Origin of the sequence: Bradyrhizobium sp. BR 10261 (assembly GCF_019455395.1) — a bacterium.
GTDB classification, from domain to species: Bacteria; Pseudomonadota; Alphaproteobacteria; order Rhizobiales; family Xanthobacteraceae; genus Bradyrhizobium; species Bradyrhizobium manausense.
The window spans coordinates 239,937-253,946 of record NZ_JACOFQ010000003.1 but is presented as its reverse complement, the minus strand read 5'-3'; the positions used below and the strand labels follow the sequence as shown (position 1 = coordinate 253,946).

Annotated in this window: 15 protein-coding genes and 1 other RNA gene; 8 read left to right on the top strand and 8 right to left on the bottom strand. The window is 65.4% G+C overall.

What is annotated here, in order from left to right:
- Window positions 1-42 precede the first annotated feature (42 nt).
- From truA to def, 3 genes are all read right to left on the bottom strand, one after another.
- On the bottom strand, window positions 43-780 hold the full coding sequence (gene truA, locus HYH07_RS05060; RefSeq protein ID WP_220001425.1) for a tRNA pseudouridine(38-40) synthase TruA: 738 nt from the start codon (window positions 778-780) through the stop codon (window positions 43-45).
- A 95-nt stretch (window positions 781-875) separates the two neighbouring features.
- Entirely contained in the window at window positions 876-1,799 is a 924-nt protein-coding gene (gene fmt, locus HYH07_RS05055; protein ID WP_220001424.1) for a methionyl-tRNA formyltransferase, read from the bottom strand.
- Window positions 1,800-1,930: 131 nt separating this feature from the next.
- Window positions 1,931-2,458, bottom strand: a complete 528-nt coding sequence (gene def / locus HYH07_RS05050) for a peptide deformylase (protein WP_220001423.1) — start codon at window positions 2,456-2,458, stop codon at window positions 1,931-1,933.
- Between the two features lie 169 nt (window positions 2,459-2,627).
- Between def and HYH07_RS05045 the strand changes: the two genes are divergently transcribed.
- From HYH07_RS05045 to HYH07_RS05035, 3 genes are all read left to right on the top strand, one after another.
- Window positions 2,628-3,827 carry a DNA recombination protein RmuC gene (locus tag HYH07_RS05045; protein WP_220001422.1) on the top strand — a complete coding sequence of 400 codons (1,200 nt, stop codon included), beginning with the start codon at window positions 2,628-2,630 and terminating at the stop codon, window positions 3,825-3,827.
- Window positions 3,828-3,962: 135 nt separating this feature from the next.
- Window positions 3,963-4,265, top strand: coding sequence for a GIY-YIG nuclease family protein (locus HYH07_RS05040; RefSeq protein WP_220001421.1), 303 nt, complete (start codon window positions 3,963-3,965; stop codon window positions 4,263-4,265).
- 196 nt (window positions 4,266-4,461) lie between these two features.
- Complete coding sequence (locus tag HYH07_RS05035) at window positions 4,462-5,826, top strand: AmpG family muropeptide MFS transporter (protein WP_220001420.1); 1,365 nt, start codon at window positions 4,462-4,464, stop codon at window positions 5,824-5,826.
- A gap of 140 nt (window positions 5,827-5,966) precedes the next feature.
- Here HYH07_RS05035 and HYH07_RS05030 read toward each other — a convergent pair whose 3' ends face one another.
- From HYH07_RS05030 to ffs, 5 genes are all read right to left on the bottom strand, one after another.
- A complete protein-coding gene (locus HYH07_RS05030) occupies window positions 5,967-6,404 on the bottom strand; it encodes a hypothetical protein (protein ID WP_220001419.1) in 438 nt (145 codons plus the stop codon).
- 24 nt (window positions 6,405-6,428) lie between these two features.
- Window positions 6,429-7,031 carry a recombination mediator RecR gene (recR, locus tag HYH07_RS05025; RefSeq protein ID WP_220001418.1) on the bottom strand — a complete coding sequence of 201 codons (603 nt, stop codon included), beginning with the start codon at window positions 7,029-7,031 and terminating at the stop codon, window positions 6,429-6,431.
- A gap of 1 nt (window position 7,032) precedes the next feature.
- On the bottom strand, window positions 7,033-7,353 hold the full coding sequence (locus tag HYH07_RS05020) for a YbaB/EbfC family nucleoid-associated protein (RefSeq protein ID WP_128949514.1): 321 nt from the start codon (window positions 7,351-7,353) through the stop codon (window positions 7,033-7,035).
- A 24-nt stretch (window positions 7,354-7,377) separates the two neighbouring features.
- On the bottom strand, window positions 7,378-9,216 hold the full coding sequence (locus tag HYH07_RS05015; protein ID WP_220001417.1) for a DNA polymerase III subunit gamma/tau: 1,839 nt from the start codon (window positions 9,214-9,216) through the stop codon (window positions 7,378-7,380).
- 95 nt (window positions 9,217-9,311) lie between these two features.
- Window positions 9,312-9,408: signal recognition particle sRNA small type (gene ffs / locus HYH07_RS05010), an RNA gene on the bottom strand.
- A gap of 183 nt (window positions 9,409-9,591) precedes the next feature.
- Here ffs and HYH07_RS05005 point away from each other — a divergent pair.
- The 5 genes from HYH07_RS05005 to HYH07_RS04985 all read left to right on the top strand — a co-directional run bounded on the left by HYH07_RS05005 (window position 9,592) and on the right by HYH07_RS04985 (window position 13,964).
- A complete protein-coding gene (locus tag HYH07_RS05005; protein ID WP_220001416.1) occupies window positions 9,592-10,446 on the top strand; it encodes a transporter substrate-binding domain-containing protein in 855 nt (284 codons plus the stop codon).
- Window positions 10,447-10,631: 185 nt separating this feature from the next.
- Window positions 10,632-11,294, top strand: coding sequence for an amino acid ABC transporter permease (locus tag HYH07_RS05000; RefSeq protein WP_220001415.1), 663 nt, complete (start codon window positions 10,632-10,634; stop codon window positions 11,292-11,294).
- Window positions 11,291-12,085 (top strand): amino acid ABC transporter ATP-binding protein, encoded by a 795-nt coding sequence (locus HYH07_RS04995; RefSeq protein ID WP_220001414.1) that lies wholly within the window; start codon window positions 11,291-11,293, stop codon window positions 12,083-12,085. Before HYH07_RS05000 ends, HYH07_RS04995 begins: the two co-directional genes overlap by 4 nt.
- Complete coding sequence (locus HYH07_RS04990) at window positions 12,085-12,840, top strand: SDR family NAD(P)-dependent oxidoreductase (RefSeq protein ID WP_220001413.1); 756 nt, start codon at window positions 12,085-12,087, stop codon at window positions 12,838-12,840. Before HYH07_RS04995 ends, HYH07_RS04990 begins: the two co-directional genes overlap by 1 nt.
- The gene (locus HYH07_RS04985) at window positions 12,837-13,964 is read left to right on the top strand and encodes a muconate cycloisomerase family protein (protein ID WP_220001412.1); all 1,128 of its coding nucleotides are present in this window, start codon (window positions 12,837-12,839) and stop codon (window positions 13,962-13,964) included. The genes HYH07_RS04990 and HYH07_RS04985 overlap by 4 nt, the downstream gene beginning before the upstream one ends.
- The last annotated feature ends 46 nt before the right edge of the window (window positions 13,965-14,010 follow it).

Below are 14,010 nucleotides of genomic sequence, written 5' to 3'. Positions count from 1 at the left end.
ACAGCGGTGGGTGTGGTGAGCGCTTCCGCGCTCTGTACCCCTCTAATAATCCACCTTCATCAGATACAGCCCCTCCGGCGGCGCGACGATGCCGCAGGCGGCGCGGTTGCGGGCGGCAAGCGCCGCGGAGAGATCGTCCGCGGTCCAGCGTCCTTCGCCGACCCAGACCAGCGAGCCCACCATCGAGCGCACCTGGCTGTGCAGGAACGAACGTGCCGAGGTGACGATGGTGATCTCGCGGCCATCGCGAAAGACGTCGAGCTGATCGAGCGTCTTCTCCGGCGACTTCGCCTGGCACTCGGTGTCGCGGAACGTCGTGAAATCGTGCTTGCCGAGCAGGCGTTGGGCGGCCGCATGCATCGCGTCAGAGTCGAGCCGGCGCGGCACGCGCCAAGCGTGGCCGGCGTCGAGCGCGAGATTGGCGCGGGTGTTGATGACGCGGTAGCGATAATGGCGCTTGATCGCCGAGAAGCGCGCCTCGAAATTATCGGGCACGATCTCGGCTTCGAGCACCGCGATCGGATGCGGGCGCAGATGCGCGTTCAGGCCATCACGAAACCGCCCGGGCGGAAACTGCTTCTCGACATCGACATGCGCGACCTGGCCGCGCGCATGCACGCCGGCATCGGTGCGGCCGGCGCCGTGCACGCGCAGATCGGCGCCGGTCATCGCCTTGACAGCTGCTTCCAGCGCGCCCTGCACCGACGGCAGCGTGTCCTGGATCTGCCAGCCGAAGAACGGCGCGCCGTCATATTCGATGGTGAGCTTGTAGCGCGGCATCTTGTCCAGTTTCGCTGTGATCGCCCGCCTAGAGCGGGCGATCCAGTAGAAGCCTCGGCGTACTGGATACCCCGCCTTCGCGGGGTATGACAGCGTTAGGTGAATTTGGCGCCTGCCTTCACTGGCACGCCGCGCAAAAAATCTGCCGCCTGCATCCGCCCTTTGCCTTCGCGCTGGAGCTCGAGGATGCGGATGGCGCCCTCGCCGCAGGCGATGGTGAGCTGATCGTCCAGCACCGCGCCCGGCGCGCCGGAACCTTTGGCAAGCTCACAGCGCAGGATTTTCACGCGCGCATTCTCGAGCTCCGCCCAGGCACCCGGAAACGGCGACAGGCCGTGGATGTGACGCAGCACCGCATGCGCGGGCTTGCTCCAGTCGATCCGCGCCTCGGCCTTGTCGATCTTGGCGGCATAGGTGACGCCGTCCTCGCGCTGCTTTTTCAGCTGGAGCCCGCCGCGGTCGAGCGCCGCCATGGCGCGCACCATCAGGTCGGCACCGAGGCGGGAGAGGCGATCATGCAGATCGGCCGCGGTCATGCTGTCGGTGATCGGAAGCCGCTCGGCCATGGCGACGTCGCCGGTATCGAGGCCGACATCCATCTTCATCACCATGACGCCGCTCTCGGCATCGCCGGCCATGATCGCGCGGTTGATCGGCGCGGCACCGCGCCAGCGCGGCAGCAGCGAAGCGTGCAGATTGTAGCAACCGAGCCGGGGCGTATCGAGGATCGCCTGCGGCAGGATCATGCCATAGGCGACGACGACGGCGGCATCGGCGTCGAAGGCGCGAAACTCTTCCAGCGCCTCCGGCGTCTTCAACGTCTTCGGCGTCAGCACGGGGACGCCGAGCTTTCGCGCGGCCTCTTCAACCGGCGTCGGCTGCATCTGCAGCCCGCGCCGCCCGCCCGGCTTCGGCGCGCGGGTATAGACGGCCACGATCTCGTGGCCGTGCGCGACGAGCTCGAGCAGCGTCGGCACGGAGAAATCGGGCGTGCCCATGAAGATCAGGCGGAGGGGCATGTGGGCTGCGTTCGGTGAGAGTTCTGGTTCTCCGTCATGCCCGGGCTCGTCCCGGGCATCCACGGACTTGGCGACAAAGCAAGCAAGGCGTGGATGGCCGGGTCAAGCCCGGCCATGACGAGAGCCGGGCCCTACTCCGCCGCGCGCTTGGCGGCTTTCTCGAACTTCTTGATGACGCGGTCGCGCTTGAGCTTCGACAGATAGTCGACGAACAGCACACCGTTGAGATGATCGATCTCATGCTGGATGCAGGTGGCGTAGAGGCCTTCGGCGTCCTCCTCGTGCAGCTTGCCGTCGAGATCGGTGAAGCGCACGCGCACCTTGGCCGGGCGTTCGACCTCCTCGTAATATTCGGGGATCGACAGGCAGCCTTCCTCGTAAGTGGACAGCTCCTCGGACGAGGCGATGATCTCCGGATTGATGAAGACGCGCGGCTCCGGCTTGGTCTCGCCCTCCGGGTTGGGCTTGGCGAGGTCCATGGTGATCAGCCGCAGCGGCTGCGCGATCTGGATCGCAGCGAGGCCAATGCCGGGCGCGTCGTACATCGTCTCGAACATGTCGTCGGCAAGCTTGCGGATCTCCGGCGTGACCTTCTCGATCGGCTTGGAGACCAGACGCAGCTGCTTGTCGGGCAATATGATGATTTCTCTGAGGGCCATGGCGGGCGATTTAAGCTGCGCACGAGAAGCGGTCAATGCGGCCGGGAACGCGTCAACCCTCCGCCAACCATAAAACTTCGCCTTTCGGTAACCATAAAAATGAGGGGGCGGTTAGGCCCATTGTTCTCTCTTCGTTCGCTCCGGCCCGCGAATCGGCTAGAAGGGCGACATGAACGAGATCATTTTCATGCTGGGCGACTGGCCGGTGCGCGGAATCGATGCGCTGATCGGCTTCGGCGCCCTCGTCCTCATCCTGCTGGTGGTGATTGCCGTCGTGATCGCGCGCTCGGGGCGGCGCGGCGCGGAACTCGCGATGGCGAGCGCGATCCGGGCCGACGAGCTGGAGGAGCGGCTCGCCCAGGTGCTGCACGCGCAGAGCGAGGCCTCCGGCCGGGTCGACGCCATGACCCAGGCCCTGGCCGGCCGCCAGGCCGAAATGGCGCGGGCAGTCAACGAGCGACTGGATTCGGTGACCCATCGGGTCGGCCAGTCCATGGAACACTCGACCCGCAACACCATGGAGAGCCTGCGCGCGCTGCACGAGCGGCTCGGCATCATCGACTCTGCCCACAAGAACCTCACCGACCTCACCACACAGGTAACGACCCTGCGCGACGTGCTCGCCAACAAGCAATCGCGCGGCGCCTTCGGCCAGGCGCGGATGGAGGCGATCGTCCAGGACGGTCTGCCGAAGGGGTCCTACGAATTCCAGTTCACGCTCTCGACCGGAAAACGGCCCGACTGCGTCGTGTTCCTGCCCGACCAGCGCCCGCTCTGCATCGATGCGAAATTCCCGCTGGAGGCGATGACCGCGCTGCACGATGCCCGCACCGACGAGGAGAAGCGCCTCGCCACGCAGCGGCTGCGCGGCGACGTGATGAAGCATGTCAGCGACATCGCCGAAAAATACCTCGTCACCGGCGAGACCCAGGAGATGGCGCTGATGTTCGTGCCGTCGGAATCGGTCTACGCCGAGATCCATGACGGTTTCGACGACGTGATCCAGAAGGCCTATCGCGCCCGCGTCGTGCTGGTGTCGCCCTCGCTTCTGATGCTCGCGATCCAGGTGATGCAGCAGATCATGAAGGACGCGCGCATGCGCGATGCCGCCGACCAGATCCAGACCGAGGTGATCAAGCTCGGCGACGATCTCGGCCGCCTGCGCGACCGTGTGCTGAAATTGCAGAAGCACTTTGCCGACGCCAACGAAGACGTCCGGCAGATCCTGATCTCCGCCGACAAGATCGAGAAGCGGGCGGGACGAATCGAGGAGCTCGATTTCAGCAAGACCGATGCGCCGGAGGGCCCACGACTGGTGGCGACGGGAGCGGGCGAGCTGTTTCCGAGGAAGCTGCAGGCGGGGGAATAGGATATGGGGCACACCGTCATACCCCGCGAAGGCGGGGTATCCAGTACGCCGCGGCAGCAGTGATTGAATCGAGACGTCGCGGAATACTGGATCGTCCGCCTTCGCGGACGATGACAGCGGAGCCGGAGGGCGGAGATGGGCGCACGCTCCTACTACGTCTACATTCTCGCCAGCAAGATCGGCGGCACGCTGTATATCGGCGTGACAAACGATCTGATCCGCCGTGTGGCTGAGCACAAGGCAAAACTCATCGAGAGCTTCACGGAAAAGTACGATGTAGCAAGGCTGGTCTATTTCGAACAGTTCGACGATCCCGAGAATGCGATCAAGCGGGAGAAACGGCTGAAGAAGTGGAACAGGGCGTGGAAGGTCCGATTGATTGAGAAAGACAATCCGAACTGGGATGATCTGTATCCCGGAATAGCCGGCCCACCATGAAGATGTCATGCCGCGTGGCACTGTCATACCCCGCGAAGGCGGGGTATCCAGTACGCCGCAGCTGACGTGATTGAACCGAAGCGCTGGTGACTACTGGATCGTCCGCCTTCGCGGACGATGACGGCGAGGTGCCGAAGGCATTCCCGCCACACGGCTGCCGCGAGTCTTTTCCCCCAGAATCTGCTAACACCGCCCCATGACCGCACCCGACACGACGTCCCCCGCCGGCACCGACACCCCCGCGACCTCATGGCGCAACAGCCTGGCTGTGTATCTGCAACCGCGGGTGCTGATCGTGCTGTTCCTCGGCTTTTCGTCGGGGCTGCCGCTGGCACTGTCGGGCTCGACGCTCTTGGTGTGGATGCGCGAGGCCGGCGTCGATCTCAAGACCATCGGGCTGTTCGCGCTGGTCGGCACGCCCTATACGCTGAAATTCCTGTGGGCGCCGCTGGTGGATGCGCTGCACGTGCCGCTGTTCACGCGCGCCTTCGGACGGCGGCGCGGCTGGCTGCTGTTCTCGCAGCTGCTGCTGATCATTTCGATCCTGCTGCTGGCGATGACCGATCCGGCGCGCTCGCCATTCTACGTCGCGCTCGGTGCGCTGCTGGTGGCGACGACGTCGTCGACCCAGGACATCGTGGTCGACGCCTTCCGCGTCGAGAGCCTGCCGGAGAGCGAGCAGGCTGCCGGCATGGCGGCCTATGTCGCGGCCTATCGCATCGGCATGCTGGTCTCGACCGCGGGCGCGCTGTTCATCGTCTCCGGCTTCGAGAGCACCGGCATCACGCGCAGCGCGGCCTGGATGTGGGGCTATGTGGTGATGGCGGCGATGGTGCTGATCGGGACGATCACGGCGCTTGTTGCGACCGAGCCCGAGCAGTCGGTGCGGGCGGAAGCTGCGACGCAAACCGAGACCGCATTCACGCGGGTGCTGCACGCGGCGATCGGCGCCTTCTCGGAATTCCTGTCGCGCAAGGACGCGTTCGCAGCGCTCGCCTTCGTGGTGCTGTTCAAGTTCACCGACGCGTTCTCCGGCACCATGACGGCGCCGTTCGTGATCGACCTCGGCTTCACCCGCAACGATTATGCGGCGATCGTGAAGGGCGTCGGCTTGGCCGCGACGCTGATCGGCGGCTTTGCCGGCGGCTTCGTTGCGCGGCGCTACTCGCTGGCGGCCTCGCTGTGGATCGGCGGCGTGGTGCAGGCGCTGGCCAACCTCACCTTCTCCTGGCTCGCGCTGGTCGGCACCAATCAATGGGCGCTGGCGCTCGCGATCTGCGCCGAGAATTTCACCAGCGCCATCGGCACGGTGATCTTCGTCGCCTATCTCTCGGCGCTGTGCCAGAACCCGCTGCACACCGCGACGCAATACGCCCTGCTCACCGCGCTCGCGGCGGTGGGACGGACGTATCTGTCGTCAGGGGCAGGCTTCGTCGCCAGCGCGACCGGCTGGCCGCTGTTCTTCGTGATCTGCGTGCTGGTGGCGATCCCGAGCCTGGTGTTGCTCACCTGGTTGCAGAAGCGCGGACATTTCGAGACGCTGGGGCCGGTGAGGGTGTAGTCACAACTCACTGTCATGCCCCGCGAAGGCGGGGCATCCAGTATTCCGAGGCAGTCGTCGTTGACCGAGGAGCTGCGGCGTACTGGATCGCCCGCCTTCGCGGGCGATGACACCGAAATCGTGGCGACGATGTCGCCCCCTTACTTCTTCACCAGGCTCCATTTCGTCACGACAGCCTCGCTCATCTGGCCGGGATCGCTGGCGCAGGCGACTTCATCCACCTTCACGGAGATCTCCTTGCCGACGAAGGATTTCAGCTGCGAGGCCTGCGCGTCGCTGGAGGTGACGAGCTGGAAGGTCTCAGGCCCGGTCTCGAGGTCGCACAGCCCGTTCGGCGCCGGCAGGCGGCGCGGCTCGGAGGTGATCTGGTACATCGCGACACGCTTGCCGGCGTTCTTGGCGTCGCGAATCTTCATGGCGTTGAGCTCGCCCGAGAGCACCTCGCCGGCGCTGATCGGCTTGCCGGGTTTCGAGGGCGGCGGCGCCTCGCTCTCCTGCTGCGCGGCGGCGATGGCCGGCGTCACCAGCAGCAGCATCGTCGCGACCAAAGCCGATCGTGTGGCGAAAAGTTTCGTCATGTCGTCCGTTCCGTGGGTCTGTGGCTAGAACAGGGTGCGCTGCCGCATGGCCGCCGATAGCGTGCCCTCATCGAGATAATCAAGCTCGCCGCCGACAGGCACACCATGCGCCAGCCGGGTGACCTTGACGTTGGCGTCCTGAAGCAGGTCGGTGATGTAATGCGCCGTGGTCTGGCCGTCGACAGTCGCATTCAGCGCCAGAATGACCTCGTGCACCTCGGCCGCATGCGCGCGCGCGACCAGCGCGTCGATGGTGAGGTCCTGCGGGCCGACACCGTCGAGCGGCGACAGGGTCGCACCCAGCACGTGATAGCGGCCCTGCGTCGCATTGGCCCGCTCCAGCGCCCAGAGATCGGCGACATCGGCGACGACGACGATGATGGCGTCATCGCGCTTCGGATCGGTGCAGACCGTGCAGGGATTTTGCGTATCGATATTGCCGCAGGTCTTGCAGACCTGGACCTTGTCCAGCGCGACCTGCAAGGCTGATGACAGCGGCATCATCAGCGCTTCGCGCTTCTTGATCAGATGCAGCGCCGCGCGACGCGCGGAGCGCGGGCCCAAACCGGGCAGCCGCGCGAGAAGCTGGACCAGCCGCTCGATTTCAGGCCCTGCAACCGCGCCCATCTTACTGGCCGAACAGCCCCGGCGGCAGGCCGAGCCCGCCGGTCAGCGACTGCATCTTCTCCTGCATCGCGGTCTCGGCCTTGCGGCGGGCGTCACCGAGCGCGGTGACGAGCAGGTCTTCCAGCACCTCGCGTTCTTCCGGCTTCATCAGCGAGGGATCGATCTTGACGCCCTTGACGTCCATCTTCGCGGTCATGCGGACAGCGACGAGGCCGCCGCCGGAGATACCCTCGACCTCCACATTGCCGAGCTGCTCCTGCATCTCCTGCATCTTGGATTGCAGCTGCGCCGCCTGCTTCATCATGCCGAGAAAATCAGCCATGGGTTTTCGTCCTCAAAGATAGGCTCAGAGATCGTCGTCGGCGTCGGAACCGTCGGGCAGATCGTCAGAGCCGTAGTCAGCGTTAATATTGGACTCCGGCGTCTCCGGGGCAAGCCTGCGGACCTCGATGACCTTCGCACCGGGGAAGCGCGACAGCACCTCCTGCACGCGCGGATCGGCCTCCGCGTTGCGCGCATGTTCCTGCTTGGCGGCCTGGTTCACCGAACGGAGCGTGGGCTGGCCCGGCTCGTTGGAAACGATCATGGTCCAGCGCCGGCCGGTCCACAGCTCGAACTTCTTCGCAAGCTCCGAGATCATGGTCTTGGAGGCGTTCGGCTCGAGCGCGACCTCCAGCCGGCCCTCCTCGAAACGGACGAGCCGCATGTCGCCTTCCAGCGCGCTCTTGGTCATGAGGTCGCGCTTCTGGCCCGCGAGCGCGACGAGCTGGGTGAAGCTGGTGACACGCAGCTGAGGTGTTGCGCCTTGCGGATCCGGCGCGGGCGCCGCCATCTGCGGCCGCGCGCCACCGCCGAACGCCGATGGCGACGAGGTCGGCATGCGAACCGGCGCGGCTGGCGGGGCCGGCGCCGCGGAGACCGTCGGCCCCGCCGGCGCGCTGCTGCGCGCGGCGCCCCCGCTCACGAGCTGTGAGCCGCCGCCATTCTGCTCCAGCATCCGGATCGCTTCGTCGGGCGTCGGCAGATCGGCGACATAGGCGATGCGCACCAGCACCATCTCGGCGGCTGCGGCCGGGCGCGTCGCGCCTTGTACCTCGGTGATGCCCTTGAGCAGCATCTGCCACATCCGCGACAGCACGCGCATCGAGATCCTTGAGGCGAAATCCTTCGCGCGCACGCGCTCGGTCTCGCCATAGGCGACGTTGTCGGCCGTCGCCGGCACGATCTTCACGCGGGTGACGAAATTGACGAATTCAGCGAGATCCGACAGCACCACGATCGGATCCGCGCCGACATCGTACTGATCGCGGAACTCCTTGAACGCAGCCGCAATGTCGCCGCGCGCCAGCGACTCGAACAGATCGATGACGCGGGTGCGGTCGGCAAGGCCCAGCATCTGCCTGACCGCATCGGCCTTCACCTGGCCCGCCGCATGGGCGATGGCCTGGTCGAGCAGCGACAGCGAATCGCGGACCGAGCCTTCGGCCGCGCGCGCGATGATGCCGAGCGCCTCGGGCTCGATCTCGACATGTTCCTTCGCGGCGATATTGGCAAGATGCTTCATCAGCACGTCGGCCTCGACGCGGCGCAGGTCGAAGCGCTGGCAGCGCGACAGCACCGTGACCGGGACCTTGCGGATCTCGGTGGTGGCGAACACGAACTTGGCGTGCTCCGGCGGTTCCTCCAGTGTCTTCAGGAAGGCGTTGAACGCCGCCGTCGACAGCATGTGGACTTCGTCGATGATGTAGACCTTGTAGCGGGCGCTGGCCGGCGCATAGCGCACGCTGTCATTGATCTGGCGGACGTCATCGACGCCAGTATGCGAGGCCGCGTCCATCTCCAGCACGTCCATGTGCCGGCTTTCCATGATGGCCTGGCAGTGCACGCCAAGGGTCGGCATGTGGATGGTCGGGCCCTTCACCGATCCATCCAGCATCTCATAGTTGAGCGCACGGGCGAGGATGCGCGCAGTGGTGGTCTTGCCGACACCGCGGACGCCAGTGAGGATCCAGGCCTGCGGAATCCGGCCGGTTTCGAACGCATTGGAGACGGTGCGGACCACCGCCTCCTGGCCAATCAGATCGTCGAAGCTCGAGGGACGGTATTTCCGCGCCAGCACCCGATAGGGCGCGTTGCCGGCCGGGCCGGCGCTATCGGGAGGTGGAGGGGCGCCAGCGTCGGTCATCGGTCAATCCGCAATGGAATGTCTCTCGGCTGGCTTTTGCGGACAAGAGCGCGCCAGCGGGAGGCCCGCCGGCGCTGGTTCGCTCGAAAAAACAGGTAGGAGACTGACGAGCGACCCGATCCGGACCTCGTTAGGGCTGCTTCCTTCCGGACCTGACCCGGTTGGCGAGTGGCTCGTCCACCGCCAATCTCCCGGTCCCTATTTGGGGCCAAAGGAACGGGAAAGCAAGCGGGTATCACATCGGCCAACTTGATCTTGCCCAGCATCCGGGCAATTCCTGACCTGCCCAGCCGATAGGCTGTGCTTTCGCTACCAGGGCCGCCTTGGTAAGAACGCTTCCGGAACTCCACCTCACCAGAAAAGCGATTGATCCCAATGGTTACACGTCGTGATGTTGCATCGATTGTCGGACTTGGCGCCGTCGGCGCGGTGACCGCGAGCACGCTGGCCTCGAAGGCCGTGGCCCAGGCGGCCGATCCCAACGAATCGACCTTTGCCCGCATCCGCCGCACCAAGAAGATGCGGATCGGCGCCGTCGGCGGCGGCGCGCCCTATTACATGAAGGATCTTTCCAGCGGCCAGTGGAAGGGCTTCTACATCGACATCGCCAAGGCGCTGGCCGACGACATGGAGGCCGAGCTCGAGATCACTGAGACCACCTGGGGCAATTCGGTGCTGGATCTGCAGTCCAACAAGATCGACATCTTCTTCGGCCTGAACCCGACGCCGAAGCGCGCGCTGGTGGTCGACTTCTCAGTGCCTGTCTTCAACAATGCCTTCGGCATTCTCTGCAAGAAGGACTTCAAGCCGAAGAGCTGGGCCGAGCTGAACTCGCCCGAAATCAAGATCGCGGTCGATCAGGGCTCGTCCCACGACCAGGTCGTCAGCCGCCTGACGCCGAAGGCGCAGATCTCGCGGCTGAAGACCGCCGACGACGCCACCGCCGCGCTGCAGACCGGCCGCGTCGACGCGCAGTGCCTGATCACCATGCTGTCGCTGACCGTGCTGAAGAAGAACCCCTCGCTCGGCCAGTTCGTGCTGCCGACGCCGATCTTCGCGACGACGTCGAACGCCGGCTTCCGGCGCGAGAACGACAAGACCTGGCGTGACTACGTCAACACCTGGATCGACTTCAACAAGGGCCTCGGCTTCATCCGCAACGCCATCATCACCAATATGGAGCTGGTGGGCGTGACCGAGGCGGACATCCCGCCGGGCGTGTCGCTGTAAGCGTGATCGAGCGTCGCGGCATCGGCATCCTCGCTGGGCTCCCTCTCCCGCTTGCGGGAGAGGGTCGGGGAGAGGGTGTCTCCGCCGGCAAGACTCCCCCGGAGGAAAGAGCCCTCACCCGCATCGCATCTACGATGCGATGCGACCTCTCCCGCAAGCGGGAGAGGTGAAGCAAGAAGGCAAACATGTATCAGTGGGACTTCGGCATCCTCTGGAGCTATCGCTGGCTCTTTCTCAACGGGCTTGGCGTCACCGTCGGCTTCACCGTGGTGATCGTGCTGCTCGGCCTCGTGTTCGGCCTCTTCGGCGCCTTCGGCAGCCTGTCGCGCTTGAAGCCGGTGCGGCTCGTCGCCCTCGCCTTCATCGAGGCGTTCCGCTGCACGCCGATCCTGGTGCAGCTGATCTGGTTCTACTACGCGCTGCCGATCCTCGCCGGCGTCGAGATGACGCCGATCACGGCCTCGGCGCTGGCGCTCTCGCTCTATGGTGGCTCGTTCTATTCGGAGATCATCCGCGGCGGCATCATCTCGATCGACAAGGGCCAGTCGGAAGCCGGTGCCGCGCTCGGCATGACCCCAAGCCAGAGCATGCGGCGCATCGTGCTGCCACAGGCGATCAAGCGCATGATCCCGGCGCTGATGAACCAGTCGATCATCCAGTTCAAGAACACTTCGCTGGTCTCGGTGCTGGCGGTGCCCGACCTCGTGTATCAGAGCCAGGTCGCGGCTCATGACAGCTACCGGCCGCTCGAGACCTACACCGCGGTTGCGGTCGCCTATGCGGCGATCCTGATCCCGCTCACCATCATCGTCCGCCGCGGCGAGAAGCGACTGGCGGTCAGCGAATGAGCGAGACTTCAAAAATCGAGATCCGTGGCCTGCGCAAGAGCTTTGGCAGCAACGAGGTCCTCAAGAACATTGGTCTCGACGTCGCCAAGGGTGGTGTCGTGGCGCTGATCGGGCCATCAGGCTCCGGCAAGTCGACGCTGCTCCGCTGCATCAATCTTCTGGTCGTGCCCGACGGCGGCAGCGTGCGCGTCGGTGATATCAGCTTTGCGTTCGGCGACGGCACAAAGCTGCCTGATGTAAAGAGCCTGGCAAAATTCCGCGCCACCACCGGCATGGTGTTCCAGCACTTCAACCTGTTCCCGCACATGACGACACTCCAGAACGTGATGGAGGGGCCCGTCACCGTGCGGCGCATGGCCAAGGCCGACGCCGAACAGCTCGCACGCGCGCAGCTCGCCAAGGTCGGGCTCGCCGAGAAGGCGGACCAATATCCGGCAACGCTGTCAGGCGGCCAGAAGCAGCGCGTCGCGATCGCACGTGCGCTGGCGATGGAGCCTGACGTCATGCTGTTCGACGAGGCGACGTCGGCGCTCGATCCCGAGCTCGTCGGCGAGGTGCTGAACGTGATCCAGCAGCTGGCCTCCGAAGGCATGACCATGGTGATCGTGACCCACGAAATCGCCTTTGCCCGCGAAGTCGCCGACCGCCTGATCTTCATGCGCGACGGCGTCGTGGTCGAGGAAGGACCCGCGCGGCAGGTGATCGACAATCCCAGGGAAGCCGCAACGCGCGCCTTCCTCAGCCATTTCCACCGCACCGGCGCGCTGGCGCCGGCCAACGCGACATCGTGATGTCCGAGATCAATCGCGTCTATCTCGTCACCGGCGCCGCCAGCGGCATCGGCCGCGCCACGGCAAAGCTGCTTGCCGCGCCGGGCACGGCGCTTCTGCTGCACACGCGCTCGAACGCCACCGGCCTGGATGCCACGGCAGCGGAAGCCGAAGCAAAGGGCGCCGTGGTCGCCAAATGCCTTGGCGATCTCGCCGGGGAAACAGCCGCGACCGATGCCATCGCTGCCGTGCAATCGGCTTTCGGCCGGCTCGATGGCTTGATTCTCGTCGGCGGCCATGCCCGCCGCGGCAGCCCGATCGGCACCCCGGCGGATCAGTTCCGGCAGGCGATGGACGAATCGGCGCTGGCTTTCACACGGATGGTCGAGGCTGCACTGCCGCTGCTGCGGGCCGGGAATGATGCGCGGATCGTCGCGGTGTCCTCCTTCGTCGCACACGCGATCCGGCCCGAATTCGCGCCGTTCGCAGCGACGGCCGCGAGCCGCTCCGCGCTGGAAGCGCTGGTGCGGCTCACCGCGATGGAGCTTGCAAAAGACGGCATCGCCGTCAACGCGGTGTCGCCCGGCCTGATCGTCAAGGACAAGCCGGGCGAGAGCCGGCTGTCGCCCGAGCAGATCGCCGCAACGGAAGCGCTGATCCCGATGCGCCGCCGCGGGCGGCCGGAAGAAGTCGCCGAGATCATCGCCTTTCTGGCGTCCCCGAAAGCATCCTACGTCACCGGCCAGGTCTGGCACGTCAATGGAGGCCTGACATGACCGAAGCGACCATCCAGCGTCTCCGCCTGTTCCTGATCGAAAGCCCGATCAAGATGGCGCGCCTGCAGGGCGTCGGCAACGTCAAGGGCACCGTGAAGCGCGTGCTGCTCGAGCTGACCTCGAGCGATGGCGTGATCGGCTGGGGCGAAGCTGCGCCGTGGGAGGTGTTCACGGGAACACCGGAAGCTGCGTTCGCGGCGCTCGACATTTATTTACGGCCGATCGTGATCGGCAAATCCGTGCGCCGCATCCGCGCGCTGATGGCCGAGCTCGACCGCGCGCTGGTTGGGCACGCCGAAGCAAAAGTTGCGATTGAGATGGCGCTGCTCGACATCGTCGGCAAATCGTCGGGACTCTCGGTTGCCGATTTGCTCGGCGGCCGCGTGCGCGACACCATCCCGCTGTCGTTCTCCATCGCCGATCCTGACTTCGCCGCCGATCTCGAACGCATGCGAAAAATGGTTCCTGAGGGCAATGTCATCTACAAGGTCAAGACCGGCGTGAAACCGCATCGCGAGGACCTCGATCATCTCGAAGCGATCCGGAAAGAGTTCGGCGACAAGGTCGATCTGCGCGTCGACTACAACCAGGCTTTGGCGCCGTTCGGCGCCATCAAGATCCTGCGCGATGTCGAAGAGTTCGCGCCGACCTTCATCGAGCAGCCGGTGCCGCGCAAGTTTCTCGACGTGATGGCGCAACTGACGGCGGCGCTGGAAACGCCCTTGCTCGCGGATGAGAGCTGCTTCGATCGCCGTGACATGATGGAGGTGGTGCGCCGGAAGGCGGCCGATGCCGTCTCGATCAAGCTGATGAAATCAGGCGGCCTGTACGAGGCGCAGGCGATCATGGCGATCGCCGACATCGCCGGCCTGCCCGGTTACGGCGGCACGCTGTGGGAAGGCGGCATTGGCCTCGCCGCCGGCACGCAGCTGATCGCGGCCACACCAGGCATCTCGCTCGGCTGCGAATTCTACATGCCGCATCACGTGTTGACCGAAGACGTGCTGGAAGAGCGCGTTGCCAACCGCGCCGGACAGATAGTGGTGCCCGACGGGCCGGGCCTGGGCATCCGCGTCAGCGAAGCCTCGATTCGCGCCAATGCGCGGGTGCTGGCGGAGGGGTAGTTTTTGAAAGCCAGGACCCACCCCAGGCAGGAGTCGTGAGGCGAGC